This is a genomic window from Aeromicrobium sp. Root495 (assembly GCF_001426755.1).
Taxonomy (GTDB): Bacteria; Actinomycetota; Actinomycetes; order Propionibacteriales; family Nocardioidaceae; genus Aeromicrobium.
Genome location: NZ_LMFJ01000001.1, coordinates 1,585,802 through 1,611,980 on the forward strand (window position 1 = coordinate 1,585,802; position 26,179 = coordinate 1,611,980).

Sequence of the window (26,179 nt, forward strand, 5' to 3'; positions counted from 1 at the left end):
GGGAGCTGGGGCAGCGTCACCAAGTCAATTTCGAGGCGGAGCTGCTCAATCATGAGAAGCTACCGATCGTGACGACGAGTGAGAGCGAACTTCGAATTCGCGAACTGATCATGCATCGGCTCTCGGAAATGGCCGCTGAGACAGGAACCGTCACTCGAGAGCAACTGACCGCCTTCCCGGTTGCCGACCAGATGTGGAAGCTCGTCGACCAGTCACGAGGGATCCGCAACCCGCGCGAACTGGAGGCGACCCTCACGGTCATGTCGTCGAGCGATGGCCCCTACTCCGATGCTGAACTCGACGGAAGCTTGTACCGATACGACTACCGAAGTGGCGGCGACGGCGGCGATAACACAAAGCTCCGACGTGCCTACGAGCTCGGGGTGCCCATCATCTTGTTGCGGAAGATCCGCTCTAAGACCTTCGTCCCCGTCTTCCCTGTTTACGTGGTGGGCGACGACCGAGATGGCAAATTCTTCCTGCTCGCGCTTGACGAAAGCATCCGGTTCCTCGCTAACCCGCAACATCCTTCAGAGGCGGAGCGTCGCTACATCGCGCGAATCACTCGTCAGCGACTGCATCAGCCCGAATTTCGCGGCCGAGTCATGCTCGCGTACGAAACGAAGTGCGCGGTCTGCCACCTCAAACACGGCCGCCTACTCGACGCAGCACACATCATCGGAGACAACGAACCGGGTGGTGAACCTGTCGTCCAGAACGGCCTCGCGCTCTGCAAGATCCACCACGCCGCGTACGACAACGACCTTCTCGGAATTTCGCCTGACTACACCGTGCACATCAACGACGATCTCCTTCAGGAACGGGATGGACCTATGTTGAAACACGGTCTGCAGGAAATGAACGGCCGAGACTTGCATCTGCCATCTTTGAGACTCGAACAACCCGACCGAGATCGTCTGTCGACGAGGTTCGAGAAATTTCAGGACGCCAGTTAGCACGACAGACGCAAAGAACCCCACGCCGTCAGGCGTGGGGTTCTTTGGTCTGGCTAGATCAGCTGCAGCCGCTGGTGCTTCCGCAGCCCTCGCACACGTGGCAGGAGCCGGCGGGGCGCATCTTGGTGCCGCAGGTCATGCACAGGGGCGAGTCGACCGCGGAGCCGGTGATGACCTCGAGGAGCTCGGCCGAGGTGTGGGCCTGCGTCGGGGCGGGCTTGGAGGCGGCGGCGGTGTTGGCGTCGGCCGAGGGGTTCTCGACCTTCGCCTCGACCTTGGCCTCGACCGGCTCAGCAGCCTGGGCCAGCGTCTCGGGCGCCGTCTCGACGAGCTCGGCAGCCGTGGAACCCTGGCTGACGGGCTGGTGCGAACCGGTGTCGAGGTAGCGCTGACGCTCGCTGGCCGAGTAGATGCCCAGAGCCGAGCGGGTCTCGAAGTCCAGGTAATCCAGGGCCAGACGACGGAACGTGTAGTCCATGATCGACTGGCTCATGCGGACGTCCGGGTCGTCGGTGAGACCGGCGGGCTCGAACTTCATGTTGGTGAACTTGCTGACGAAGGTCTCCAGCGGCACGCCGTACTGCAGCGAGATCGAGATCGCGATGCTGAAGGCGTCCATCATTCCGGCGAGGGTCGAGCCCTGCTTGCCGAGCTTCATGAAGATCTCGCCGAGGTCACCGTTCTCGTGAGCACCCGAGGTCATGTAGCCCTCGGCGCCACCGACGCTGAACGACGTGGTGATGGAGGCGCGCGACTTGGGCAGACGGCGACGGATCGGCTTCTCCACGATGACCTCGCGGACGACCTCCTCGACCTTTGTCGAGCCCGACTCCTTGGCACCCTTGCCGTCGGAGAGCGGCTGACCGACCTTGCAGTTGTCGCGGTAGACCGCGAGCGCCTTGAGGCCGAGCTTCCAGCCCTGGAAGTAGACGTCCTCGATCTCCTCGACCGTGGCCGACTCCGGCAGGTTGACAGTCTTGGAGATGGCACCGGAGAGGAACGGCTGGCAGGCGGCCATCATCTTGACGTGCCCCATGGGCTTGATGGAGCGCTGACCCATGGCGGTGTCGAAGATCTCGTAGTGCTCGGTCTTGAGGCCGGGCGCGTCGACGACGTGACCGTTCTCGGAGATGAACTCGACGATCGCCTCGATGGTCTCGCCGGCGTAGCCGAGCTTCTTGAGCGCGAACGGGATCGTCTGGTTGACGATCTGCATGGAGCCGCCGCCGACGAGCTTCTTGAACTTGACCAGCGAGAAGTCGGGCTCGATGCCCGTGGTGTCGCAGTCCATCATGAAGCCGATGGTGCCGGTGGGCGCCAGGACCGACGCCTGGCTGTTGCGCCAGCCGTTCTTGGAACCGATCTTGAGGTTGTCGGCCCACTGGGCCGCAGCGGCGCGGTGCACGGCGATGTCCATGCCGTGGACCGTGCGGATCTCGTCGTTGGCGGCCTGGTGCTTGCGCATGACGCGCTCGTGGGCCGACGCGTTCTGCGCGAAGCCGTCGTACGGGCCGACGACGCCGGCCAGCTCGGCCGAGCGACGGTAGGACGTGCCCGTCATGAGCGACGTGATGGCGCCGGCGAGGGCGCGGCCACCGTCGGAGTCGTACGCCAGGCCCGACGCCATGAGCAGCGCGCCCAGGTTGGCGAAGCCGATGCCGAGCTGACGGTAGGCACGCGTGGTGTCGCCGATGGCCTCGGTCGGGAAGTCGGCGAAGCAGATCGAGATGTCCATCGCGGTGATGATCAGCTCGGTGGCCTTCACGAACGTCTCGGTGTCGAACGAGCCGTCGTCCTTGAGGAACTTCAGCAGGTTGAGCGAGGCGAGGTTGCAGCTGGAGTTGTCGAGGTGCATGTACTCCGAGCACGGGTTGGACGCGGTGATGCGGCCGGCCTCGGGCGACGTGTGCCAGTCGTTGATGGTGCCGTCGTACTGGATGCCCGGATCGGCACAGGCCCAGGCAGCCTGAGCAATGTCCTTCCAGAGCTTGTTGGCATCGACGGTCTCGATGATCTCGCCCGTGGTGCGGGCGCGGAGACCGAACTCCTTGCCGTCCTCGACGGCCTGCATGAACTCGTCGTTCACGCGGATGGAGTTGTTGGCGTTCTGGTACTGCACCGAGGTGATGTCGGCACCGCCGAGGTCCATGTCGTAGCCGGCGTCACGGAGGACGCGGATCTTGTCCTCCTCCTTGGCCTTGGTCTCGACGAACTCCTGGATGTCGGGGTGGTCGACGTCGAGGACGACCATCTTGGCCGCACGACGCGTGGCGCCGCCGGACTTGATGGTGCCGGCGGAGGCGTCGGCGCCGCGCATGAAGGAGACGGGGCCGGAGGCCGTGCCGCCCGAGGAGTGGAGCAGCTCCTTGGAGGAACGGATGCGGCTGAGGTTGAGGCCTGCACCGGATCCACCCTTGAAGATCAGGCCCTCCTCCTTGTACCAGTTGAGGATCGAGTCCATGGAGTCGTCGACGGCGAGGATGAAGCACGCGCTGACCTGCTGCGGGCTCGAGGTACCGACGTTGAACCACACGGGGCTGTTGAAGCTGAAGACCTGGTGCAGGAGCATGTGCGTGAGCTCGTGCTCGAAGACCTCGGCGTCGGCCTCGGTGGCGAAGTAGCCGTGCTCCTTGCCGGCGGCCGTGTACGTGAGGACGACACGGTCGAGCAGCTGGCGCAGGCTCTGCTCACGCTCGGCCGAGCCGACGGCGCCGCGGAAGTACTTGGTGGTGACGATGGTGGAGGCGTTGACGCTCCAGAAGTCGGGGAACTCCACGCCGCGCTGCTCGAAGACGGTCTCGCCGGTCTTCCAGTTGGTCTGGACGACGTCGCGACGCTCCCAGGTGACGGCGTCGTACGGGTGCACGCCCTCGGTGGTGTAGACGCGGTTGACCGCGATGCCCTTGGGCTTGCGGCCTGCGCCCTTGCGGGTGGTGCCCGTGCTCTCCTCGACCGACTCGGTCATTCCTGCTCCTGATTTCGTGGTGGCGGTGTGTAGGTGCTGCTGGTTCTGGTGTTGATCAGTTCTTGTTCTGGGTGGCGCGGGTCTCGGCCAGCTCGCCGTCCGCGGCGCGGGCCATGAGGCTCGCGATCTCGGCGGCGAAGTCGTCGGCGGACTCGAACGCCTTGTACACGCTCGCGAAGCGCAGGTACGCGACCTCGTCGAGCTCCTTGAGGGGGTCGAGGACGGCCAGGCCGACCTGGTGCGCCTCGACCTCGGCACAGCCGGACTCGCGCAGCGTGTCCTCGACACGCTGTCCGAGGCGGGCCAGGTCGTCCTCGGAGACCGGGCGACCCTTGCAGGCCTTCCGGACGCCGGCGACGGCCTTGTCCCGCGTGAAGGGCTCGGTGGCCCCCGACCGCTTGAGCACCATGAGCTGCATCTGCTCGATGGTGGTGAAACGCTTCTCGCACGCCGAGCAGGTACGACGACGACGGATGGCTCCGCCCTCGTCGGCCACGCGGCTGTCGAGGACCCGGGTGTCGGTGTTCTTGCAGAACGGACAGTGCATGCGTGGGCCTCCCTTATGGAAAACGTTGGGGGTATCGCTGTGGATTCCGCCCTGATGTGTGGGTAACTCCACTTGATCTGTGTAACTAGATGTGGAGAACTACATCCGTGTAAGTACTAGATGTAGTGGGAACAGTACGCGTGGCACGGCGCCCATGCAAGTACTTTCCAGCAGAGCTCCGACAGAAATCTGAGAGAGATCTGAGCCGCGACGTTTGCGCAGGTCACAGGGTTGCGGTCGTCCCACGAGTCACAGCCGTTACACCCACGCGGCGTGTCCGGAGGCGTCCGTCAGGACAGATCCGGCCGGAGTCTTCCATTCAGGAGCATCGACCAGGAGGATGTGTCCATGGTGACCCGACTGAACCCGTACCTGAACTTCACGACCGAGGCTCGCGAGGCGTTGGAGTTCTACCACGCAGCGCTCGGCGGGAAGCTGGAGATCATGAGCTTCGCCGACGGCGGCATGGCCGGCGACGACCCCACCACGGCCGACCTCGTCATGCACGGCGCCGTCGTGGGCGACCTCGGCCTCACGATCTACGCCTCCGACGCTCCCCCGGGCGGCGACACCCCCGTGGCCGGCACGCACGTCAACGTCTCGATCTCAAGCGACGACACCGACCTGCGGCCCATCTGGGACAAGCTCACCGAGGGCGCCGAGGTCGTCGTCCCGTTCGAGGTGGCCCCGTGGGGCGACCGGTTCGGGCTCTTCAACGACAAGTTCGGCATCGCCTGGCTCATCAACCAGAACGGCAGCCTCTAGCACTCAGGAGTGCGGTTGCGTCTTCTCCGGAGCCTCGTAACGTTGAAGCCATGAGCACCCCTACTTCTGCCCGTTACACCGTTCCCGGCCTCTCGGAGGCCGAAGGCGAGAAGCTCGCTGGGATCCTGCAGGAGCGTCTGCACGCCCTCAACGACCTCGCCCTGACCCTGAAGCACGTCCACTGGAACGTCGTCGGCCCGCACTTCATCGCGGTGCACGAGATGATCGATCCGCAGATCGACGAGGTCCGTGAGTTCATCGACGAGACCGCCGAGCGCATCGCGACGCTCGGCGCCTCGCCCAACGGCCTCGTGGGCCAGCTGGTCAAGGCCCGCACCTGGGACGACTACTCCCTCGGTCGTGCCACGACGAACCAGCACCTCGGCGCCCTCAACGAGGTCTACGTCGGCGTCATCGAGGACCACCGCAAGGCCCAGGAGGCGTCGGCCGACATCGACGCGATCACCGAGGACATGCTGATCGCGCAGATCAAGTCGCTCGAGCTCTTCCAGTGGTTCGTCCGCGCCCACCTGGAGAACACCGGCGGCGAGCTGTCCACCGGCGGTGCCAGCACCGAGGTCGGCGCAGCGGACCAGGCGTCCGACGCAGCCAGCGAGGGCTGAGGCTTCCGCAGCTGATCGAACCGACGAAGCCCCCGTGCCGATGGTGCGGGGGCTTCGTCGTGTCCGAGCACCACACAAAGAGCTCAGGAGACGGTCGGTAGCTCGAGCTCGAGGTAGACCAGGGCTGCGTCGACCAGCTTCCGCGCAGCAGTCCGGCTGGCCGCCGCACGCCGCCGGGCCTCGTCGCGGAGCAGACGCGCGTCCTGGCCCGTGCGGCGGACCGTGGCTGCGTCGTCGACCAGCCAGCGCTCGAACGTCTCCGGGGTGACCTCAGGGTGGAACTGCCAGGCGATGACCGGAGCGACACGACTCTCGTCGACGAAGCACTGCGGTCCGACCCATGACGAGCCGAGGACGCGCGAGGTGGGGGCCGGAGAGAAGACGTCCTGGTGGAACTGGCCCCACGGACCCTCGGGGCAGAGCACGGGGTCGAGCGTGTCGACGCGGAGCCAGCCGATCTCGGCGTCGTCGGCCCGGTAGGAGGTGCCGCCCAGAGCGCGTGAGGCCAGCTGGGCGCCGTAGCAGATGCCCATCACCGGGGTCCCTGCGTCGAGTGCGTCGAGGACGAGGGCGCTCTCGCGCCGCACCGACTCTGCGGAGTCGTCGTCATGCGCTGATCGCTCGGAGCCGAGCAGCAGCACCAGGGCCGGCGCGTCCAGGCTCGAGAACGCGGGCACGTCGTCCCGGTCGAGCGGGACGAGCTCGGCACCCAGCTCTCGGAGTCGCTGCGTGACGTACCCGCCGTCGCGATCGGTGTCGTCGGCCACCACATAGACCTGCATGGCACCATTCTGGCGCCAGGGAGGTCAGCGGGTGTAGACGGGGACGGCCAGCTTGTCGCCGAGGTCGACGTCGGAGACCGAGCTGAGCGAGTTGAGCTTGAGGATGTCGTCGATGGTGCTGCGGACCTCACCGCCCGGGTTGGCCTTGACCGCGATGTCCCACAGCGTGTCGCCCGGCTGGACCGTGACGGTGGAGACCGGCGGCAGCTGGCCGGCGTCGCGGCCGGCGAAGGTGGACGGGCCGAAGGCGACGGCCAGGACGGCCACCGCGGCGAGCACGGCCAGCACGATGGCCAGACGTCCGCGGCGCGTGAGGCGCAGCTGCGGACGGGCGGGCGTGCTGAAGCTGTACTGCGAGCTGAAGGAGATGGTGCTCATGGTGGCCTCCGAGGGGAAGATCGGTGATGGCTGGTGGTGAAGTCTTGGTGCGTTCGATCGAGCATCCGAGCTGCGGGACCGCGGTCTCGCTCGATGTCATTCGATGGCGAACAGATGTTCGATCGAACACGTGTACGACAGTACGGCCTGGCACCGACAAAAGCACCCCTCAATCGAACATGATGTCGGTCACGGATCGAAAATTCCGGGATTCGCAGTGAAAATTAGTTCGACACGGTGTTCGAACGGACCCCCGATCAGACCCGCGAGCGGGTGACTCCGTTGTTCGATAGCGTCGAGACATGAGCACTCACGCCGACGAGTCGACCGTCCAGAGTGCTGTCCGCACCCTGAAGGCGGGCTGGAAGCAGGCCTCGGCCCAGAACGCTCCACTCCTGGCGGCCGGCGTCGCCTTCTACGCCTTCCTCTCACTCTTCCCCGCTCTCATCGCCAGCGTCATGGCGTACGGACTCGTGGCCGACCCCGAGACCGTGCAGCGCCAGGCCGACCGGATCAGCGACGCCCTCCCTGCTGACGCGGCGTCCCTCGTGAACGGCCAGCTGGAGTCGCTCACATCCACCTCGAGCGGGTCGCTCGGCCTCGGACTGGTCCTCGCCCTCGTCCTGGCGATCTACAGCGCGTCCGGCGGCGTGGGGAACCTCATCACGGCCATCAACGCCATGTACGGGCTCCACGACGACCGCGGGTTCGTGAAGAAGAAGGTCATCGCGCTGGGCCTCACGGCCGGAGCCATCGTGTTCGTGCTGGTGCTCCTCGCCCTCGTGGCGGTGGTCCCAGCGGTCCTGGACAACGTGGTCGACATGCTCGGCGTCCGTGCCCTCCTGGAGGCCGCACGATGGGCCCTGCTGCTCGGCGCCCTCACCGTCGCGATCGGCGTGCTCCTGCGGGTGGCGCCGGACCGGCCCGAGGGCAGCGATCCCATGTCGCTCGTCTCCCGGGGCGTGCTCGTGGCCGCCGGCCTCTGGGCTGTGGTCTCCCTCGGCTTCTCCCTGTACGTCGACAACTTCGGCAGCTATGGCAAGACCTACGGCGCTCTCGCCGGCGTCGTGGTGCTGCTGCTCTGGCTCTGGATCGGGCTCTACGCCCTCCTCCTGGGTGCCTGCATCGAGGCCGTCCGCGAGGACGAGCACGGCGGCGTGGACCCGCTCAGTCCCGACGCCGTGGAGGCGCTGGAGGGCTGATCCGCCTGTTCGATCGCGACACGCCGTTTCGAACATGTGTTTGAACTGGCCCGTCGCCGCCGTTAGTCTCAGGCACATGAGCGACGACACCACACCGCGCCGGGGGCGGCCTCCCGGATCCAAGAACTCCGTCCGCGAGCTGCCGGACGGCCCCGTCGACGACCTCACCGGTCTCACCGCGCGTCAGCAGAAGGTGCTGGAGTTCCTGCGCGACGAGATCGAGAAGAGGGGCTACCCGCCCAGCATGCGCGAGATCGGCGCCGCCGTGGGCCTGGCCAGCACGTCGTCGGTCGCCCACCAGCTCCGCGTGCTCGAGCAGCTGGGTTACGTCAAGCGCGACCCCAACCGCCCGCGCGCCCTCGAGATCTTCCTGCCGGGTGTCGTCAAGGCCCGCCAGTCCCTCGGCTCGGCCGACGAGTCCACGTTCGACGAGACCGGCATGGGCGACTCGCTGCCCGAGGCCACCTACGTCCCCATGGTCGGCCGGATCGCCGCCGGCGGTCCCATCCTGGCCGAGGAGCTCATCGAGGAGGTCTTCCCGCTGCCCAAGTCGCTCGTGGGTGACGGCACCCTCTTCCTTCTCGAGGTCCGTGGCGAGTCCATGATCGACGCTGCCATCTGCGACGGCGACTACGTGGTCGTCCGCCAGCAGCCCGTCGCCGAGAACGGCGAGATCGTCGCTGCGATGCTCGACGGCGAGGCCACGGTCAAGACGTTCCAGCGCAAGGACGGCCAGGTCTGGCTGCTCCCGCACAACGAGGACTACTCCCCCATCGACGGCACGCACGCCACGATCCTGGGCAAGGTCACCGCGGTCCTGCGCCGCGTCTGATCCCCCTCACCGCTCACAGCAAGCAGAAGAGCCCCGACCATCACGGTCGGGGCTCTTCTGTGTGATGCCGGGTCCTACTTCAGGAACAGACGTCCGACGGAGTAGTTGCCGCCGGCGCGGACCTTCTTGGAGTGACGGCCGTTGAAGCTGCGATCGATGCCGCGCCACGAGTCGGGGTTCACGGCGATGGAGTAGGTACCCGACGCCAGACCGAAGATCGTGAAGTTGCCGCCACCGTTGGTGATGGCCGAGCGCTGCACGAGCTTGCCGCCCTTCTTGGAGTAGGCGGTGACCATGATCTCCTTGTTGGAGCGACCACCCGAGCGCGTGATGTGGCCCGAGATGGTGCCACCTCGACGCACGGATCGCTTGACCACGGCGGTCTTGCCCTCGACGACCGCGACCTTGGTGTACGTGCCGGCCGAGTTGCTGCGGCAGTAGTCGCGGTACATCCAGCCCTTCTTGCCCTTGGGAGGCGTCTTGGCCTTGTAGCCCATCGTGTACGACTTCTTGTACTCCGGGTACTTGCCCGCCACGGTCTTCCAGCGCTCCGAGGCGCGCTCGAGGCCCTTGAGGTAGAGCTTGTTGTCGGCGTAGACGCTGGAGTACCAAGCCGAGCAGCTGGTGCGACGCGCCATCTCCACCCAGTACGTGCCCGAAGGGACGTTGCTGAGGGTGAGGTCGCCGGACTTGCTCACGTAGGCGCTCTTCGTGATGGGGACGTCGCGGATGGCCTTGCTCGGGATGGCCTCACGCAGCGTGACGAAGCGGTCCTGCGTGGTCTTGGAGTAGCTGCCGTAGCTCAGGTCGAACCTGACCTTGGCCGACGAGGCACGCATGTGTGCGTCGAGCGTGGTGACAGGTGCTGCGCCCGTCCTGGGCAGAGCCACGAGACGGTCACGACCCTTGAGGTAGCTGGTGGCCTGGTAGCAGGAGGACCACTTGTCGTTCCAGCGGTTGACCGTGGACGCGTTGCCGTCGACGACCTGGACCGCGAAGCGCTTGTCGGTCGTGTACTTGTCCTGGGGCAGGAAGCCGACCGTGTAGTCGCCGTTGCTGCTGGATCGACCGGTGCCCATCACGTTGCCGCACGACTGGATGTCGAGCGAACGACGGCTGCGGACGTCGCTCGGGAACTTGACCGGCGGGGCCACGACGACCACACCGGCACCCGAGACGCTGCCCGAGCCGTTGGTGACCTTGCCGCGGATGGCGCCGTAGCGGACATAGGCGTCATAGGTGCTGGAGGCGCGGGCGCGGATCCAGTTGGCCTCACCGGCGTAACGGCCGCCACCACGGGCGACGCCGTCGAAGCCGCGCCAGTACCAGGTGCGCTTCTCGCCGTTGACCTCGCCGCTGACGCGCAGGATGTACGGGCGCGACGGGGCGTTGTTGCGTCCGAGGCTCACGGAGAACGCGAAGTCGTCGGAGCTGCTGTTGGGCGTGAGGGTGCGCGCGCGCTGGCCTGTGGTGCCGGACTTGCTGGCGGGCAGGAGCTCGAGGGTCACCTTGGAGGGCGAGCCGGCCGCCGTGCCGCGCACGTTGCCACGAATCATCTGCGACTTGACGCGACGCTCCAGCGTGACGGGCACGAGGATGCTGTGCTTCTTGGGCGTGAACTCGTTGAAGAGCAGGTTGCCGCTGCGGCGTCCGAGCGTGTTGCCGTTGCTGATCTGCGGGTTCTTGGGGTCCGTGGCGCTGACCCTGACCGTGATCCACTTCGTGGTGCGACCCGCGACGGAGTACTTGGTGGCGATGCGCTTCGAGCCGTTGACGCCGACCGACCCGGTGCAACGACCCTTGGTCTTGCAGCCGATCTTGATCGAGGCGAGGCCCTTGCTGTCGACCGCGACGAGGCGGTTGCTGTAGCTGAGTGCGGTCGAGGCGGCCTGGGCAGGCACGGCCTGCACGAGCAGTGAAGCCACGAGCGAAACCATCACACCGGCGACGCCGAGGCGTCGTGTGCGTGCGGTCATAAACGGTCCCCCGAGAAGTTGTTGAGAAAGTGGAGCCCCAGCAGGGTATCAGCCACCTTCGGTCTGCTCAGGCGCTCAAGAGACCTCGGCGGGCCTTCCGTCGAGGCGGCGCAGGGCGGAGCGGACCAGGCCGGGGTCGACCGTGCGCCACATGGGCGGCAGCGACGACGCCAGGAACGAGCCGTACCGTGCCGTGGCGATGCGCGAGTCCAGCACCGCGACGACCCCCTTGTCCTCGGAGCGTCGGATGAGACGGCCCGCTCCCTGCGCGAGCAGCAGAGCAGCGTGCGAGGCCGCCACCGTCATGAAGCCGTTCCCGCCGCGCTTCTCGACGAGACGCTGGCGTGCGCTCATGAGCGGGTCGTCGGGACGGGGGAACGGGATGCGGTCGATGATGACCAGCTGGCACGTCTCCCCCGGCAGGTCGACGCCCTGCCACAGGCTGAGGGTGCCGAAGAGGCAGGTGCTGGGCTTCTCGGCGAAGCGGCGCGCCAGCTCGGAGAGCTGGGCGTCGCCCTGGCACCAGATGTCGAGGTCGGGGAGCCGCTCCCGCGTGGCCTCGGCCGCTGCCTCTGCGGCACGTCGGCTCGAGAACAGACCGAGCGTGCGACCGCCCGCGGCCTCGACCAGCTCGGCGATCTCGTCGAGGTGGGCCGGGCCGAGGCCGTCGCGGCCCGGCGGAGGCAGGTGCTTGGCGACGTAGAGGATGCCTTGGCGCCCGTAGTCGAACGGCGAGCCGACATCGAGCCCTGTCCACTCCTCCGGCGCTCCGGTGAGTCCGACCGACGCGGCGACGGGACCGAAGCCCCCGCCCAGCGTGAGTGTGGCGCTCGTGAGCACGACCGTCTTCTCGCCGAAGAGCTTCTCGCGCAGGGCCGCGGAGACGTCGACGGGAGCGATGTGGAGCTGCGGTCCGTTGCGACCGTCCGAGCGCCACAGGACGTCGGTCTCGATCTTGGTGGCCATGCGCTCGGCGATGAGGCGGACGTCGTCGACGAACGCACGCGCCTGCTGACGAGCGGGATCGGGCTCCTCCTGCTGCTGGCCCTTGGGTGGGGCCAGGGCGGTGAAGCAGGCGCGTGCCGCGTCGCGCACGCCGCCGAGCGCCTCGGCCAGGTCGTCGGGCACCTCGTCGAGCCGGCCGTCGAGGGTGAAGGACAGGACCTCGGCCAGCACGTCGCCCGCCTCGGTGAGGTCGTCGGCCTCGCGGCCCTTCACGTGCGACTGGGCTCGTCGGGCGGCGCGGGACACCGTCATGGAGTCGAGCTCGGAGGTGGCGGCCTGCGTGACCCGGGCCGTGAGCTCGTGGGCCTCGTCGACGACCACGGCGTCGTACTCGGGCAGCATGGGCACGCCGTCGATGGCGTCGATGGCGAGCAGCGCGTGGTTGGTGACCACGACGTCGGCCTCGTGAGCCTGCTCGCGGGCCCGCTCCGCGAAGCACTCGAGCGCGTAGTCGCAGCGCGTGGCGCCCAGGCACTCGCGGTGGTTCACGCTGACCTGGCGCCAGGCGCGGTCGTTGTGGGCGGGCGCCGACTCCTTGTCGCCGGTGTGGCTCCCCGCGGCCTGCTCCTCCGCCCACTCGCGCAGCGCGACGACCTCGGCGCCCAGCGATCCTTCGGGCACGTCGATCAGGACGCCCTGCTCGTCGGGGGCTCCTTCCCTGACGCGGTGCAGGCAGGCGTAGTTGGCGCGACCCTTCACGACGGCGTGCCGCGGGACCTGGTCGAGCACCTCGCGCGCGGCCGCCTTGAGGGCCGGGATGTCGCGCTCGACCAGCTGGTGCTGGAGGTTGAGCGTGGCCGTGGCCACGACGACGCGCTTCTTGTGCAGCAGGCTGGGGACGAGGTAGCCCAACGACTTGCCGGTGCCGGTGCCGGCCTGGACGAGGAGGTGCTGACCCGACTCCAGGGCCGACGCGACGGCCTCGGCCATCTGGACCTGACCCGGACGTTCGCTGCCGTCGACCGCCTCGACCGCCGCCTGGAGGACGTCACGGACCGAGGGCTCAGCAGGCATGCGGGAAGCCTAGTGCGCGGGCTGAGGTGGTCCGGACGCTCGTCCACACCATGGGGCGGGCTTAGGTGAGCCAGGGGGTGGCGGCGCGGGTGTGGGCTGCCTTCTTGGCCGGGTCCATCCCGTCGTACATCCGCGTCATCATCTGCGACCGCGGGTTGGTCTCGAACACCTCGCGGTGGTCACGGACGAACGTCCAGTACAGGCCGTCCCACGCCTCGGTCCAGTCCCCCCGGGGCAGGTCCGACATCGTGCGGAGGTAGTTGCTGCCCGACACGTACGGCTTGGTGGTCACGGCAGCACCGGCAGCGAACTGGCTCATGGCGTAGACGTTGGGCACCATCACCCAGTCGTACGCGTCGACGAACATCTCCATGAACCACTCGTAGACGTCGGTGGGGTCGATGCGCAGGAGGCACATCGCGTTGCCGAGGACCATGAGCCGCTCGATGTGGTGGCACCAGCCGCGCTCGAGGACGCGCTCCACTACCGTGTCGACGGGGTCCAGACCGGTCTTCGCGGTCCACCAGCCCTCGTCGAGGTGCCGGGTGTGGCGCAGCGTGTTCATGGACCGCATCCGCCGCCCGTAGAGCACGTACGTGGCACGCATGTACTCGCGCCACCCGATGACCTGGCGCAGGAAGCCCTCGAGCGACGGCAGGTCGACGCCGTCGGACGCGTCCAGCGCCCGGCTGACCACGTCGGCCGGTGACAGGAGGCCGATATTGAGCGCCGGCGTCATCACCGAGTGGAAGAGGAACGGGTGCTCCGCGCTGACCGCGTCCTCGTACGGCCCGAACTGCTGGAACCGCTCGTCGAGGAAGACCTGCAGGGCAGCCTCTGCCTCCTCGTGCGAGGTGGGCCAGTGGAACGTCGAGGGGTCCCCGGGGTTGTCGGGCAGCTCAGCCCGCACCCACTCGATGGCGGCGAGGACTTCTTCGTGCTGCTCCGGCCACGGGCTCTCGGGCACGGGGTGGCCCCGTGGCAGCTTCTTGCGGTTCTCGACGTCGAACGACCACCGCCCGCCGACCGGCTCCTCACCCTCGACCAGCACGTCCAGACGCTGACGCTGCCAGGCGTAGAAGTGCTGCATACGAGCGCGGTGTGCGCCGAACCAGTCCGCCAGCTGCTGGCGCGTCGTGAGGAAGTTGGGCGACTCCAGCACGTCGTCGGGCGACCCCGAGATGCCCGCGGCCTCGAGCGCCGCGGCGACGTCGCGCGCGAGCCAGTCGTCGACGACGTCGAAGAACGTGACCCGCTCCGGGGCGAGCCGGCGCAGGAGCTCGACGAGCTGGTCGTGCGTGGTGACGTCGGCCTGGCTGTCGACGTGCTCCACCTCGAAGGAGGCCTCGCGCAGGCGCGCTGCGAACCGGCGCATCGAGGAGCGGTGCAGCACCAGCTTGTGCGTGTGGAACGCGTACTGACGGAAGTAGAGGTCGTCCTCGACCAGCACGAACACCGTGCCCCGCTCGGCGTCGAGGTGCTCGACGAAGAGCTGGTGCGGGTACACGAGGCGGACGTGCTGGGTGGTCACCCCTCGACCCTAGGCCGGGCCGTGGGTGCTCGCCGGTCGAGACGTGCGGTCTCTCGGCCGGCTCAGGGAACGGGCCGGGTCAGAGGCCCTGGAGCTGATGGGCGAGGTCGTCGGAGACCCGCGCGACGACGTGGGTGCCGTCGCCCTCGTGCTCGATGGACTCGATCTCGCCGGTCTCGTGCACCTGGTTGAGCAGGTCGCCGCGCTCGTACGGGACCACGACCTCGACGCGCACCGCGGGACGTGGGAGGTCGGCCTCGATGGCCAGGAGCAGCTCGTCGATGCCCTGGCCGGTGCGGGCGCTCACCACGACGGCGTGAGGCTCGGCGGCCAACAGCTGCTTGATGACGAGCGGGTCCGCTGCGTCGGCCTTGTTGATGACGACGATCTCGGGGACCTGCGTGGCGCCGACCTCGGCGAAGACCTCGCGCACCGCGGCGATCTGGCCCTGGGGGTCGGGGTGGGATCCGTCGACCACGTGCAGCACGAGGTCGGCGTCGGCCACCTCCTCCAACGTGGACCGGAAGGCCTCGACGATCTGGTGGGGCAGGTGGCGGACGAAGCCGACCGTGTCGGACAGCGTGTAGACGCGTCCGTCGGAGGTCTGCGTGCGCCGGGTGGTGGGGTCGAGCGTGGCGAACAGGGCGTCCTCGACCAGCACGCCGGCGTCGGTGAGCTGGTTGAGCAGGCTCGACTTGCCCGCGTTGGTGTAGCCGGCGATGGCCACTCCGGGGACGGCGTTGCGCCGACGCTGGGCGCGCTTGATGTCGCGCGTGGTGCGCAGGCCCTTGAGCTCACGACGGAGCTTGGCCATCTTGTTCTGGATGCGACGACGGTCGGTCTCGAGCTTGGTCTCACCGGGGCCGCGTCCGCCGATGCCCTCGCCGCCGGCAGCACGGCCACCGGCCTGGCGCGAGAGGTTTCCGCCCCAGCCGCGCAGGCGCTGGGTCTGGTACTGCAGCTGCGCCAGCTCGACCTGCGCCTTGCCCTCGGCGCTCTTGGCGTGCTGGGCGAAGATGTCGAGGATGAGGGCCGTGCGGTCGACGCACTTGACCTTGACCCGGTCCTCGAGGTTGCGCATCTGGCTGGGGGCGAGCTCGCCGTCGCAGATGATGGTGTCGGCGCCGCTGGCCTCGACGGCCTCGCGGAGCTCCTCGACCTTGCCGCTGCCGATGTACGTGGCCGCGTCGGGCTTCTGGCGACGCTGGAGCAGCGCGTCGAGCACCTCGGAGCCGGCGGTCTCGGCCAGCGCCTTGAGCTCGGTGAGCGAGTTCTCGGCGTCCTCGGCACTCCCCTCGGTCCAGACCCCGACCAGCACGACGCGCTCGAGGCGGAGCTGGCGGTACTCGACCTCGGTGATGTCCTCGAGCTCGGTGCGCAGGCTCGCGACACGGCGCAACGAGTTGCGCTCCTCCAGGTCGAGGCCGACCTCCTCGCGGCGTGCGGGCTCGGTGCTGGGACGTTCGGTCTGCTCGGTCACGCGAGCCACTCCATCTCTCCGCGGGCGACGATGTCCGCCGGCCCGCGCATGACGACCCTCTGGTCGTCGGTCACGGTGATGTTCAGGGTGCCGCCGGGCACGTCGACGCGGTACTCGGCAGGAAGCGCGACCGCGTCGGACGTGGCGGTGGCGATGGCCACCGCGCACGCTCCGGTGCCGCAGGAGCGCGTCTCGCCGGATCCCCGCTCGTGCACGCGCATGGACACGTGCTGCGGCGCCTCGCGGTGGACGAACTCGATGTTGACGCCGTGCGGGTACACCTCGGCGTCGTACCCGGGCTCCTGCAGCAGCGTGCCTGCGTCGCCGAGCGACTCGACGAAGGCCACGGCGTGCGGGTTGCCCGTGTGGACCTCGGTGGCCTTCCACGTCTGCCCGTCGACAGCGACCTCGGAGGCGCCGCCGACAGTGAACGGCCCCATGTCGACCGTGACCTGGGTGCCCTCGACGGTGACGGTCTTGATGCCGTCGCGGGTGAGCACGGGCACGGGTGCACCGGCCTCGACGAGTCCCTCCTGCACGAGGTGCAGGGCGAAGACCCGGATGCCGTTGCCGCACATCTCGCTCACGGAGCCGTCGGCGTTGCGATAGTCCATGAACCACTCGGGGGCGTCGGCCTCGCCTGCCGCCTCGGAGCGGATCACGCGCAGCACGCCATCGGCGCCGATGCCACGGCGCCGGTCGCACAGAGCGGCCACGAAGGCCGGGTCGAGCGTGCCGTGCACCGTGCCGTCGTGGTCGGGGAGCAGCACGAAGTCGTTCTCCGTGCCGTGTCCCTTGAGCCACGTGAAAGTCATGTCTCCCAGTCTACGGGGAGGTCACGACCTGCAGCGCGTCGTCGACCAGCGCCGGATCGTCGTACCGCAGCCAGTGGATGCGCGGGTCCTTGCGGAACAGCCGCTCCTGGCGCCGCGCGAAGGCGCGCGTGCCGCGCACGGTCTCGGCACGCGCCTCGTCCTCGGTGCACTCCCCCGCCAGGAACGCGAGCACCTGCTGGTAGCCGAGCGCCCGGGACGCCGTCGGCGAGCCGGCCAGGCCGTCGGCCGACAGTCGGCGCACCTCCTCGACCAGGCCGTCGTCCCACATCCGGTCGACCCGACGGACGATGCGTTCGTCGAGGACGTCGCGCGGGACGTCGAGACCGATCATGGAGACCTCGGGATAGATGCTCTCGAAGGGCGGCATCGTGGCCTTGAACGGTTGACCGGTGAGCTCGGAGACCTCGAGTGCCCGCACGATCCGACGGCCGTTCGTGGGAAGGATCTGCGCTGCCGCGGCCGGGTCCACGGCGGCCAGCTCGGCGTGGAGGGCCTCAGGACCACGCTCCTCCAGCGCCCGGCGCCAGCGGGCACGGAGCGCCGGGTCGGTGCCCGGGAAGTCGAGCTCGTCGATGACGGCGCGCACGTAGAGGGAGGAGCCTCCGGTGAGCACCGGCACGGCGCCCTTGGCGCTCACCTCCGTCACGGCCGCGCGGGCCAGGGTCTGGAACGTGGCCACCGACGCCTCGACAGTGACGTCCCAGACGTCGAGGAGGTGGTGCGGCACGCCGCGACGTTCCTCGGGGGTGACCTTGGCGGCCCCGACGTCCATGCCCCGGTACAGCTGGACCGAGTCGGTGTTCACGACCTCGCCGCCGGTCCGCAGGCACAGCTCGACGGCGAGGTCGGACTTTCCTGAGGCGGTGGGGCCGATCACGACCACCACGCGGGACGACCTGGGCATGCCTCGATCCTCCCAGTAGCCTGCAGTCATCAGGGGGCAGAGGGTCCCCCGACGACCTCAGGAGCAGTCATGGGATTCCTCGACAAGCTGAAGGGCAAGTCCGGCGACCTCGACAAGATCAAGGCGAAGGCCGGCGAGCTGGCCCGGGAGCACGGCGACAAGATCGACCAGGGCATCGAGAAGGCCGCCGACCTGGCCGACAAGAAGACCAAGGGCAAGTACTCCGGCAAGATCGACCAGGCGGCCGAGAAGGCGCACGACGCCGCCGACAAGCTGGCGGACAAGAAGGGTCCTGCGGGTCCCGCCTGAGTCAGGCGAAGGACCAGTCGGCCACCCAGGAGCCGACGCCCAGCGGAGCCCCGTCGTGGCGCACGAGCGCCGCCGCGGGGCTCTGCTGCGCCAGGGCCCGGCCGACCGCCGCGAGCGTGGGCACGCCCGCCGCGCCCAGCTCGAGCGCGAGCTCCTGGTCGAGAGACGCCAGCCGTGCGGGGTCGCCCGACGCCAGGGCCGACACGATCTCGGCGTCGAACGCCTCGGCCCGGGGATCGAACGAGCCCGGGGCCTTCTCGGTGCGCCTGGTCGTGCCGTCGGCCATGACCAGCCACGCGTCCCGCGTGGCCGGTGCTGCCGGCCCGTCGGTGTAGCTGCGCGGTCCGTCCCACCCCGCGTCGTCGAGGAGCCAGGCTCCCACCGCGTGCGGGAGCTCGAGCCGGTGGTCGGGCCCGCCCACGACGTGAGGCACGCCGAACGGGGCGAAGTCGGCGCCGGCCGACTCGTCGAGCGACACGGGGGCCGAGGCGGCGCCCACCACCACGATCCGCTCGGGCCCGGAGGACAGGAGCTCCTTGACCACGGCCTGCGCGGCGGCACGGAGCTCGAGGAGCTCGGTCACCTGGCTGGCGTCGACGGCCGGCACCAGCAGCGGCGGGTGCGGGCAGAACGCGACCGAGAGGCTCACGCGTCAGCAGCTGCCTTGGCTGCGGCCTTCTTCTCCTTCTTGAAGCTGCGGACCTTCTGAAGGGACTCGGCGTCGACGACGTCGGCCACCGAGCGGTAGCCCTTGAGCGAGTAGTCGCCCGAAGCCTTCGTCCAGCCGCGCGGCTTGACGTCGAGCTGCTTGGCCAGCAGCGCGATGAAGATCTTGGCCTTCTGCTCGCCGTAGCCCGGCAGGGCACGGAGCCGCTTCATGAGGACGTCGGCCGAGCCGACGCCGGTCCAGATGGCCGACGCATCGCCGTCGTACTCCTCGACGACGTGCTTGGCCAGCTCCTGCACGCGACCGGCCATGGACCGTCCGTAACGGTGGATGGCCGGCGGGGTGGAGCAGAGGTCGGCGAACGCCTCGGGCTCGGCCGCCGCGATGGCGGCCGGGTCGATCGTGCCGAAGCGATCGAGGATCTTGGCCGGACCCCGGAACGCGTGCTCCATCGGGTACTGCTGGTCGAGCAGCATGCCCGCGAGCAGCGCGAACGGATCCTTGCTCAGCAGGGCGTCGGCAGCAGGTTCCTGGGCGATCGTGACCATGGGTCCATCCTGCCGCACGACCCGCGGCGCGGGTCCCACGGCGCGAAGAGGTTCGCGCCGTGGGACCCGACGACCTCAGGGCCGGACGGCCTCCTTCTGCATCTGCGCGCGGACGTCGGTGGGGACCGTCTGCCGCTGGGCCTGCTTCTTCTCCGCGGTCGCCGACTCGGGCTCCGGCTGCGGAAGCGGAGCACACCGGGTGTCGGCGTGGTTGCCCTCGACGCGCTTCGGGAGCTTGCCCGTCAACAGGTAGTCGGCGATCTGGTCGTCCACGCACGCGTTGCCGTTGAGCGAGTTGGAGTGCGTGGTGCCACCGGGGACCCCGATGAGCGAGGCGCCCTTGAAGCGCTTGCGGACCTCGAGGCTGCCCGGGTACGGCGTGGCCGCGTCGAGCGTCTCGTTGATCATGAGCAGGCTGTGCACACCCTTGCCCGTGATCTTGACAGGCGTCCTGGCCGGGGCGGGCCAGTGGCGGCACGGCTCGTTGTACCAGGCGTTGGCCCACGTCTCGAACGGTGCGACGGCGTGGATGGCCCAGTTGTCGCGTGACCACTTCTTCCAGCTCGTCGGCCACTGCACGTCGGTGCACTGGACGCCGAGGTAGACGGCGTAGCCGTTGTCGTCGCCGTAGCCGCTGGCGTCGAGGTAGGATGACTCCAGCGCCGCCACGTCGCGGTCGTTGATGAAGGCCGAGAACGTGTCGGCCAGGTCGGTCCAGGTGGACTGGTAGTAGCCCGCGTACAGGAACGCGTCGGTCCACTCGCTGCCACCGAGCTTGCCGCCCTTGGCCTGGACCGGCTTCTTGTACAGCCTGGACTGCGTCGCGTACCAGAGCTTCTTGACGGCCGCCTTGGTGCTGCCGAGGTGGTACGTGCTGTCGTGGCGCGCCACCCAGTCGAACCAGATGCCGATGTTGCGGTCGAACGCCTTGTCCTGCGCGAGGTTGGCGCTGTACCAGACACCGCGCGGGTCGACGGTGCCGTCGAAGACCATGCGGCGCACGTGGGTCGGGAAGAGCGAGGAGTAGACCTGTCCGAGGTAGGTGCCGTAGGAGAAGCCGTAGTAGTTGATCTTCTTCTCACCGAGGCCGGCTCGGATGAGGTCGATGTCGCGGGCGACGTCCTTGGTGGTGAGGTGGTTCAGGATCGCGCCGTTCTTGGCGTCGCACGCCTTGGTGTACCTGTACGTCTTGGCGAACCAGGCCTTCTTGATCGAGGCCGACGTCGGCACGTACTTGGGCCGGTTGTAGCCGGCGTAGGTGGGCTGGCACGAGACGGCGGGGCTGCTGCTGCCCACGCCGCGCGGGTCGAAGCCGATCCAGTCGTAGGCCGCGCCGGCGTTCTTGGGCACGTACTCGCCGAGCACCGACAGGGTGAGGCCCGAGCCACCGGGACCGCCGGGGTTGACGAACATCGCGCCCTGGTACTGGCTGTCGGGCACGGTGTGCTTGATCCGCGAGATGGCGATGGTGATCTTCTTGCCGCGCGGCTTGGTGTGGTCGAGCGGCACGGCGACGTCGGCGCACTGGGCACCGCGCGAGGCCAGGCCCGCGCTCTCGCAGGCCTTCCACGTGATCTTCGGTGCCGCGACGGCGGCGGTCCTGGTCGTCACCGACGTGGCGGTGGTGGCCGAGGCCGGTTGGGACAGCATGAGTGCGACCAGCGAGGTCATCGCCAGAGCACACGTCACCCACTTCTTCATGAACATCCCCCGATGTCTGAACAGGCCCTCCCGGGTGAAGGGATGTCTCAACCTCACACGCGCCGGGGGGCCGTGGCAAGGTTCCTTGCGCAACTACTCCGAGCTGACACCTGTGTCCTGCCTGTGTCGCGACGAACACCGCCGATACATTGCCGCATCCGATACAAAAACGTATCGTAAAGCCATGTCGACCTTCCTGTACGAGCTCGGTCGGTGGTCGTTCCGGCACCACACCCGCGTGATCGTGGCCTGGTTCGTGATCGTGCTCGTGGGTGCCGGCGCCGCAGCCGGTCTCGGCGACGGCACCCGCAACCAGTTCGACATCCCCGGCACCGAGGCCAACGACGCCTTCGCCGGGCTGGCGCGCACGTTCCCCGAGCTGTCCGGAGTCACGGCCTACGTCGTCGTGGCCGCACCCGAGGGAAGCTCCATGACGAGCGCCACCTCGAGGCGCCTCGTGGAGCAGACCGTCGAGAGGATCGACGACGTGAAGGGTGTCGGCTCGGCCACCTCGCCCTACGACGAGATGGTCCGTTCCATCGCCATCTCCCCCGACGAGAAGGCGGCCCAGGTCCAGGTCCAGCTCGAGGGCAAGCTCGAGGACGTCACGCCACGGATCAAGTCCGACCTGCAGGGCACGGCGGAACCGCTCGAGAAGGCCGGCTACGACGTCGCGTTCGGCGGTGACGCGTTCACGAACATGGGCCCGCGTCTGTCCATCACCGAGATCATCGGCGTGATCGTCGCGTTCATCGTGCTGTACCGGATGTTCCGCTCGCTGCGCACGGCGGTGATGCCCATCGCGACGGCGGTCGTCGGCGTCCTGGTCACGATCGAGCTCATCTGGGCGGCCACGGGGTTCTTCACGGTCTCGGCCACTGCTCCCCTGCTCGCCCTCATGATCGGGCTGGCGGTCGGCATCGACTACGCACTGTTCATCGTCTCCCGGCACCGAGAGCTGCTGGGCGACGGCGTCCCCGCCGAGGAGTCGGCAGCGCGCTCGGTGGCCACCGCGGGCTCCGCCGTGGTGTTCGCCGGCGTGACGGTCATGATCGCCCTGTGCGGCCTGGCCGTGGCCCGGATCCCGTTCCTCACCATCATGGGCGTCGCCGCAGCCGTCTCCGTCGTGGTCGCCGTGGCGGTCGCCCTCACGCTCCTGCCCGCGCTCCTGGGCCGGGCCGGGGACAGCATGCGCCCGAGCGAGAAGGAGAAGCCGCCCGGGGGCTTCTCGCGTCGCTGGGTCCGCCTCACGATGAAGTATCCGGCCGTCGCGATCGCCGTGGTCGTCGTCGGCCTCGCGGTGGTCTCCATCCCCGCCAAGGACCTCCAGCTCGCGCTGCCGGACAACGGCAGCGAGCCGGCCGGTTCCCCCCAGCGGGTCTCGTACGACCTCGTCGACAAGACCTTCGGACCGGGCTTCAACGGCGCCCTCCTGGTGACGGTCGACATCATCACCTCGAACGACCCCGTCGGCGTGGTCGACGACATCGAGGCCGACCTGCGCAGGACCCCCGGGGTGCAGGCCATCGGCCTGGCCACTCCGAACCGCACCGCCGACACGGCCGTCGTCCAGGTCATCCCCACGACGGGTCCCTCGGACGAGCGCACCGCAGAGCTGGTGAAGCGGATCCGCGCGCAGGCCCCGGGGTGGGAGTCCGAGCACAAGGTCGACGTGGCGGTGACCGGCCTGACCGCGGGTGGCATCGACGTGTCGCAGCGCCTCAAGGAGGCCCTCCTGCCCTTCGGCGTGCTGGTCGTGGGCCTGTCGGTCCTGCTCCTGATGGTCGTGTTCCGCTCGATCCTCGTCCCGGTCAAGGCCACCCTGGGCTTCGTCCTGTCCACCGGCGCCTCGTTCGGGGCGGTGGTGGCGGTGTTCCAGTGGGGCTGGCTCGGCCCACTCGTGCACCTGGACCACCCCGGCCCGCTCGTGTCGTTCCTCCCCATCCTTCTGATGGCCGTCCTGTTCGGCCTCTCGATGGACTACGAGGTCTTCCTCATGTCGCGCATGAAGGAGGAGTACGTCCGCTCGGGCGACCCGGACGAGGCCGTCGTGGACGGGTTCGTGGGGAGCTCGCGCGTGGTCACCGCGGCGGCCGTCATCATGCTGGCGGTGTTCGCGGCGTTCGTCCCGGAGGGCGACGCCAACATCAAGCCGGTCGCGTTCGCCCTGGCCATCGGCGTCTTCGTGGACGCCTTCCTCGTCCGCATGCTGTTCGCCCCGGCCGTCATGAAGTTGGCCGGCCGTCACGCGTGGACGCTCCCGCGCTTCCTCGACCGCAAGGTCCCTCACGTCGACGTGGAGGGCGAGGGACTACACCGGCGCATCGAGCTGGAGTCGTGGCCGCGCCGCGGGTCGACCGCCGCCGTCAGCACGGCCGGCCTCACGCTCAGCACACCGGAAGGCACGGTCTACAACGACGTGAGCACGGAGCTCCCACCCGCGCACTGGCTCGTCGTCCATGGCCCGAGCGGCAGCGGCAAGACGGCGCTGCTGCTGACCGTCGCGGGCCGCATGGCCTACACGGAGGGGCGTCTGCGAGTCGACGGCCACCTGCTCCCCCAAGAGGCGCGCGCCGTGCGCGCCCGCGTCTCGCTGGCCGAGACCCGGGACGTCAACGAGCTCGACGACAACCTGAGCGTCGACCAGCACATCGCCGAGCGGCTCTCCATCCGCACGTTCGGCCTGTGGGTCTCGCGCTCGAGGGTCACGCCGGTGCGTCGCGCGATGAACCGTGCGCTGAGCCTCGCCCACGAGGAGGCCGGCCTCCTGTACGTGGAGCTGCCCGGCGACCGGCTCGTCTCCGAGCTCACCCGGCTGGAGCGCAAGACACTGGGCGCCGTGCTGGGCCTCGTCGGGTCCCCCGCCATCCTCGTGCTCGACGATGCCGACGACCTGCGCGCCACGGAGGACGTCGCGCTCCTGTGGTCGGCCCTGCGCCACCTCCTCGAGGGCCTCGACACCGCCCTCGTCACCAGCCTTCAGTCGAGCTCCTCGGCACCGCCGTCCTCACCCGACGTCCACCTGCTCGAGCTCGACACCCGCCGCACCCTCGATGAGCTGAGGATCTGATGCTCCCTTCACCCGCACTCCCCTGGTTCGAGCTGGCACGCTTCCGCCGCAGCCGACTCACCCGGGCCGCCGTCCTGGCCGTCGCGATCGTGCCGCTGTTCTACGGCGCGCTGTACATCTGGGCCAACCTCGACCCCACCGGTCGCCTCGACCACGTGAAGGCTGCGGTCGTGAACCAGGACGAGATGATCCAGGTGGCCGGGCCCGACGGCAAGAAGGAGCCCGTCGCGGTGGGTCGGCTGCTGGCCGGCAACCTCATCGGCAACGACGACACGTCCAACTACGACTGGGTGCTCACCGACCCGCAGGACGCCGCAGCCGGTCTGGCCTCCGGTGAGTACAAGGCCGTGCTGACCCTCCCCAAGGACCTGTCGAAGGCGGCCACGTCCCCCGGCGGCGAGGACCCGACGAAGGCTGTCCAGGGCAAGCTCGACCTGCGGACCAACGACGCCGTGAACTTCGTGAACGGGCAGATCGCCGACCGCATCCTCGACGCGGCCCGGGACGCCCTCAACGCCCAGGTGACCTCCACGTACCTCGACAACCTGTACCTCGGGTTCACCGACATCAAGACCTCGCTCGAGGACGCCGCCGACGGCGCGGGTGAGCTGGCCGAGGGTGCCGGGAAGCTGGGCGACGGGGCCGACGAGCTCAGCGACGGGGCAGGCAGGCTCGACGACGGTGCGCGACAGCTGGCCGACGGCACCAGCGAGCTCGCCGGCGGCGTCGGTCGGCTCGACGACGGCGCCCAGCAGCTGGCCGGAGGTCTCGGCACCCTCGAGGACCGCACCCGACCGCTGACGGGCCAGGCCGACCAGCTGGCGGACGGCTCGCAGCAGGTCTCCGACGGGGTGGGCCGGATCAACGCCGTCGTGCAGCAGGTGACCGACGTCATCGAGAACGCGACGGGACCGGTCTCGAGCACCATCGACACCGTCGAGGACGACCTGCGTGGCCTCGCCGACGACTGCCGCAGCGCCCCCACGCCCGACACCGACCTCTGCGACCGGCTCGATGCAGCAGCCGATCGCGTGGCAGCAGCCGGTGGCCAGGTCGGCGGCATCGGCGATCAGGCGAAGGACTTCGGTGAGCAGTCCGACGCACTCGCAGCGGGCGCGGCCCGGGTGGCCGCGGGCAACCGGCAGCTCGCCGACCAGGTCCCCGCGCTCGTGAAGGCCATCTCCACGGCCTCCTCGGGCGCCCAGGAGCTGAGCGAGGGCACCGGACGTCTGGCTGCCGGGGCCGACGCCGCCGCGGCGGGCGCCGGCCGGCTGGCCGACGGGACGGGACAGCTCGTCGACGGCGCCGACCAGCTGGCGTCGGGCGCGGACGCGCTCCAGGACGGCGCACTGCAGCTGCAGTCCGGCCTGAGCGACGGCAGCAAGCAGGTCCCGGACTACGACCAGGAAGAGCGCGACCAGCTGAGCAAGACGGCCGCGACCCCTGTGACCGAGGCGTCCGACCGGCTCAACGCCGTCTCCTCGTACGGCGAGGGGCTCGCGCCGTACTTCATCGCCCTGGCCCTGTGGGTGGGCGCCATGGCCATCTACCTGCTGCTGCGTCCGGTCTCCGCGCGTGCCATCGCGTCCACCACGGGCAGCGTCCGCACGGCCCTCGCCGGGTTCGCGCCCGGCGCCGCGCTCTCGATCATCCAGGTCGGGCTCCTGCTCGGCGTCCTCCTGAGCCTGGTCGGCATCGACGCCGCCCAGCCCTGGCTGCTGCTCGGCATCGCTGTCCTGACGGGGCTGGTCTTCACGGCCATCAACCAGGCGTTCATCGCCTGGTTCGGAGGCGCGGGACGGTTCCTGGCCATCGTGTTCGTGTGTCTGCAGCTCACGGCGGCCGGCGGCACCTACCCGATCGAGACGTCACCGACGTTCTTCGGCGTCCTGCACGGACTCCTGCCGATGACCTATGCCGTGCACGGTCTCCGGGCCGCGACGGCCGGCGGGACCCAGGGTCTCGGCACCGACGTCACGGCACTGCTGATCTTCGGGCTGCTGGCGCTGTTCGCCACCGTCGTGGCCGCCAAGCGCCGCCAGGTCGTGACCATCACGCGCCTCCACCCCACCCTGCAGGTGTAGCGCC

General features: G+C 68.9%; 21 protein-coding genes. 8 read left to right on the forward strand and 13 right to left on the reverse strand.

The genetic code is table 11. The features are described from left to right. Positions 1-68 precede the first annotated feature (68 nt). Positions 69-956, forward strand: coding sequence for an HNH endonuclease (locus ASD11_RS07935; protein ID WP_200940100.1), 888 nt, complete (start codon positions 69-71; stop codon positions 954-956). A gap of 58 nt (positions 957-1,014) precedes the next feature. On the opposite strand, the gene ASD11_RS07940 is transcribed toward ASD11_RS07935, so the two are convergent. Beyond that, positions 1,015-3,921, reverse strand: a complete 2,907-nt coding sequence (locus tag ASD11_RS07940) for a vitamin B12-dependent ribonucleotide reductase (RefSeq protein WP_056285555.1) — start codon at positions 3,919-3,921, stop codon at positions 1,015-1,017. A gap of 55 nt (positions 3,922-3,976) precedes the next feature. Continuing rightward, a complete protein-coding gene (gene nrdR / locus ASD11_RS07945; protein WP_056285557.1) occupies positions 3,977-4,468 on the reverse strand; it encodes a transcriptional regulator NrdR in 492 nt (163 codons plus the stop codon). A gap of 348 nt (positions 4,469-4,816) precedes the next feature. Here nrdR and ASD11_RS07950 point away from each other — a divergent pair, with 348 nt between their 5' ends. Further along, complete coding sequence (locus ASD11_RS07950; protein ID WP_056285559.1) at positions 4,817-5,233, forward strand: VOC family protein; 417 nt, start codon at positions 4,817-4,819, stop codon at positions 5,231-5,233. A 50-nt stretch (positions 5,234-5,283) separates the two neighbouring features. After that, complete coding sequence (locus ASD11_RS07955) at positions 5,284-5,856, forward strand: Dps family protein (RefSeq protein ID WP_056285561.1); 573 nt, start codon at positions 5,284-5,286, stop codon at positions 5,854-5,856. Between the two features lie 83 nt (positions 5,857-5,939). Here the strand turns inward: ASD11_RS07955 and ASD11_RS07960 are convergent, their stop codons facing one another. Then, positions 5,940-6,638 carry a type 1 glutamine amidotransferase gene (locus ASD11_RS07960; RefSeq protein WP_056285564.1) on the reverse strand — a complete coding sequence of 233 codons (699 nt, stop codon included), beginning with the start codon at positions 6,636-6,638 and terminating at the stop codon, positions 5,940-5,942. Positions 6,639-6,662: 24 nt separating this feature from the next. After that, positions 6,663-7,016 carry a LysM peptidoglycan-binding domain-containing protein gene (locus ASD11_RS07965; protein ID WP_056285567.1) on the reverse strand — a complete coding sequence of 118 codons (354 nt, stop codon included), beginning with the start codon at positions 7,014-7,016 and terminating at the stop codon, positions 6,663-6,665. Between the two features lie 302 nt (positions 7,017-7,318). On the opposite strand from ASD11_RS07965, the gene ASD11_RS07970 reads away from it, so the two are divergent. After that, positions 7,319-8,218 (forward strand): YihY/virulence factor BrkB family protein, encoded by a 900-nt coding sequence (locus ASD11_RS07970; RefSeq protein WP_056285568.1) that lies wholly within the window; start codon positions 7,319-7,321, stop codon positions 8,216-8,218. A 76-nt stretch (positions 8,219-8,294) separates the two neighbouring features. Then, positions 8,295-9,050, forward strand: coding sequence for a transcriptional repressor LexA (lexA, locus tag ASD11_RS07975; RefSeq protein WP_056285569.1), 756 nt, complete (start codon positions 8,295-8,297; stop codon positions 9,048-9,050). Between the two features lie 74 nt (positions 9,051-9,124). Here lexA and ASD11_RS07980 read toward each other — a convergent pair whose 3' ends face one another. The 6 genes from ASD11_RS07980 to miaA form a co-directional block, all read right to left on the reverse strand. Further along, on the reverse strand, positions 9,125-10,975 hold the full coding sequence (locus ASD11_RS07980) for a carboxypeptidase-like regulatory domain-containing protein (protein ID WP_156464637.1): 1,851 nt from the start codon (positions 10,973-10,975) through the stop codon (positions 9,125-9,127). 126 nt (positions 10,976-11,101) lie between these two features. Further along, positions 11,102-13,045, reverse strand: a complete 1,944-nt coding sequence (locus ASD11_RS07985) for an ATP-dependent DNA helicase (RefSeq protein ID WP_056285577.1) — start codon at positions 13,043-13,045, stop codon at positions 11,102-11,104. Positions 13,046-13,106: 61 nt separating this feature from the next. Beyond that, a complete protein-coding gene (locus tag ASD11_RS07990) occupies positions 13,107-14,576 on the reverse strand; it encodes a cryptochrome/photolyase family protein (protein WP_056285580.1) in 1,470 nt (489 codons plus the stop codon). A 79-nt stretch (positions 14,577-14,655) separates the two neighbouring features. Continuing rightward, complete coding sequence (hflX, locus tag ASD11_RS07995; protein ID WP_056288589.1) at positions 14,656-16,056, reverse strand: GTPase HflX; 1,401 nt, start codon at positions 16,054-16,056, stop codon at positions 14,656-14,658. Then, positions 16,053-16,871: a diaminopimelate epimerase gene (gene dapF, locus ASD11_RS08000; protein WP_056285583.1), complete on the reverse strand. Its 819-nt coding sequence runs from the start codon at positions 16,869-16,871 to the stop codon at positions 16,053-16,055. The genes hflX and dapF overlap by 4 nt, the downstream gene beginning before the upstream one ends. 10 nt (positions 16,872-16,881) lie before the next feature. Continuing rightward, positions 16,882-17,796, reverse strand: coding sequence for a tRNA (adenosine(37)-N6)-dimethylallyltransferase MiaA (miaA, locus tag ASD11_RS08005; protein WP_056285586.1), 915 nt, complete (start codon positions 17,794-17,796; stop codon positions 16,882-16,884). Between the two features lie 69 nt (positions 17,797-17,865). Here miaA and ASD11_RS08010 point away from each other — a divergent pair, with 69 nt between their 5' ends. After that, complete coding sequence (locus ASD11_RS08010; RefSeq protein ID WP_056285588.1) at positions 17,866-18,105, forward strand: antitoxin; 240 nt, start codon at positions 17,866-17,868, stop codon at positions 18,103-18,105. Between the two features lies 1 nt (position 18,106). Here the strand turns inward: ASD11_RS08010 and ASD11_RS08015 are convergent, their stop codons facing one another. The 3 genes from ASD11_RS08015 to ASD11_RS08025 all read right to left on the reverse strand — a co-directional run bounded on the left by ASD11_RS08015 (position 18,107) and on the right by ASD11_RS08025 (position 20,991). Then, a complete protein-coding gene (locus ASD11_RS08015; protein WP_056285591.1) occupies positions 18,107-18,754 on the reverse strand; it encodes a hypothetical protein in 648 nt (215 codons plus the stop codon). Further along, positions 18,751-19,320, reverse strand: coding sequence for an HhH-GPD-type base excision DNA repair protein (locus tag ASD11_RS08020; RefSeq protein WP_056285593.1), 570 nt, complete (start codon positions 19,318-19,320; stop codon positions 18,751-18,753). The genes ASD11_RS08015 and ASD11_RS08020 overlap by 4 nt, the downstream gene beginning before the upstream one ends. Positions 19,321-19,395: 75 nt before the next feature. Then, positions 19,396-20,991: an alpha/beta hydrolase gene (locus ASD11_RS08025; RefSeq protein ID WP_200940102.1), complete on the reverse strand. Its 1,596-nt coding sequence runs from the start codon at positions 20,989-20,991 to the stop codon at positions 19,396-19,398. Positions 20,992-21,205: 214 nt separating this feature from the next. Between ASD11_RS08025 and ASD11_RS08030 the strand changes: the two genes are divergently transcribed. Continuing rightward, on the forward strand, positions 21,206-24,091 hold the full coding sequence (locus ASD11_RS08030; protein ID WP_056285596.1) for an MMPL family transporter: 2,886 nt from the start codon (positions 21,206-21,208) through the stop codon (positions 24,089-24,091). Further along, a complete protein-coding gene (locus tag ASD11_RS08035; protein WP_056285599.1) occupies positions 24,091-26,175 on the forward strand; it encodes a YhgE/Pip domain-containing protein in 2,085 nt (694 codons plus the stop codon). Before ASD11_RS08030 ends, ASD11_RS08035 begins: the two co-directional genes overlap by 1 nt. Positions 26,176-26,179: the final 4 nt, after the last annotated feature.

Excerpts from the sequence above, each read along its gene's own strand:
- ASD11_RS07940 (WP_056285555.1), bottom strand. The coding sequence starts at position 3,921 with ATGACCGAGTCGGTCGAGGAGAGCACGGGCACCACCCGCAAGGGCGCA.
- nrdR (WP_056285557.1), bottom strand. The coding sequence starts at position 4,468 with ATGCACTGTCCGTTCTGCAAGAACACCGACACCCGGGTCCTCGACAGC.
- ASD11_RS07950 (WP_056285559.1), top strand. The coding sequence starts at position 4,817 with ATGGTGACCCGACTGAACCCGTACCTGAACTTCACGACCGAGGCTCGC.
- ASD11_RS07955 (WP_056285561.1), top strand. The coding sequence starts at position 5,284 with ATGAGCACCCCTACTTCTGCCCGTTACACCGTTCCCGGCCTCTCGGAG.
- ASD11_RS07960 (WP_056285564.1), bottom strand. The coding sequence starts at position 6,638 with ATGCAGGTCTATGTGGTGGCCGACGACACCGATCGCGACGGCGGGTAC.
- ASD11_RS07965 (WP_056285567.1), bottom strand. The coding sequence starts at position 7,016 with ATGAGCACCATCTCCTTCAGCTCGCAGTACAGCTTCAGCACGCCCGCC.
- ASD11_RS07970 (WP_056285568.1), top strand. The coding sequence starts at position 7,319 with ATGAGCACTCACGCCGACGAGTCGACCGTCCAGAGTGCTGTCCGCACC.
- lexA (WP_056285569.1), top strand. The coding sequence starts at position 8,295 with ATGAGCGACGACACCACACCGCGCCGGGGGCGGCCTCCCGGATCCAAG.
- ASD11_RS07985 (WP_056285577.1), bottom strand. The coding sequence starts at position 13,045 with ATGCCTGCTGAGCCCTCGGTCCGTGACGTCCTCCAGGCGGCGGTCGAG.
- dapF (WP_056285583.1), bottom strand. The coding sequence starts at position 16,871 with ATGACTTTCACGTGGCTCAAGGGACACGGCACGGAGAACGACTTCGTG.
- miaA (WP_056285586.1), bottom strand. The coding sequence starts at position 17,796 with ATGCCCAGGTCGTCCCGCGTGGTGGTCGTGATCGGCCCCACCGCCTCA.
- ASD11_RS08010 (WP_056285588.1), top strand. The coding sequence starts at position 17,866 with ATGGGATTCCTCGACAAGCTGAAGGGCAAGTCCGGCGACCTCGACAAG.
- ASD11_RS08020 (WP_056285593.1), bottom strand. The coding sequence starts at position 19,320 with ATGGTCACGATCGCCCAGGAACCTGCTGCCGACGCCCTGCTGAGCAAG.
- ASD11_RS08025 (WP_200940102.1), bottom strand. The coding sequence starts at position 20,991 with ATGACCTCGCTGGTCGCACTCATGCTGTCCCAACCGGCCTCGGCCACC.
- ASD11_RS08030 (WP_056285596.1), top strand. The coding sequence starts at position 21,206 with ATGTCGACCTTCCTGTACGAGCTCGGTCGGTGGTCGTTCCGGCACCAC.
- ASD11_RS08035 (WP_056285599.1), top strand. The coding sequence starts at position 24,091 with ATGCTCCCTTCACCCGCACTCCCCTGGTTCGAGCTGGCACGCTTCCGC.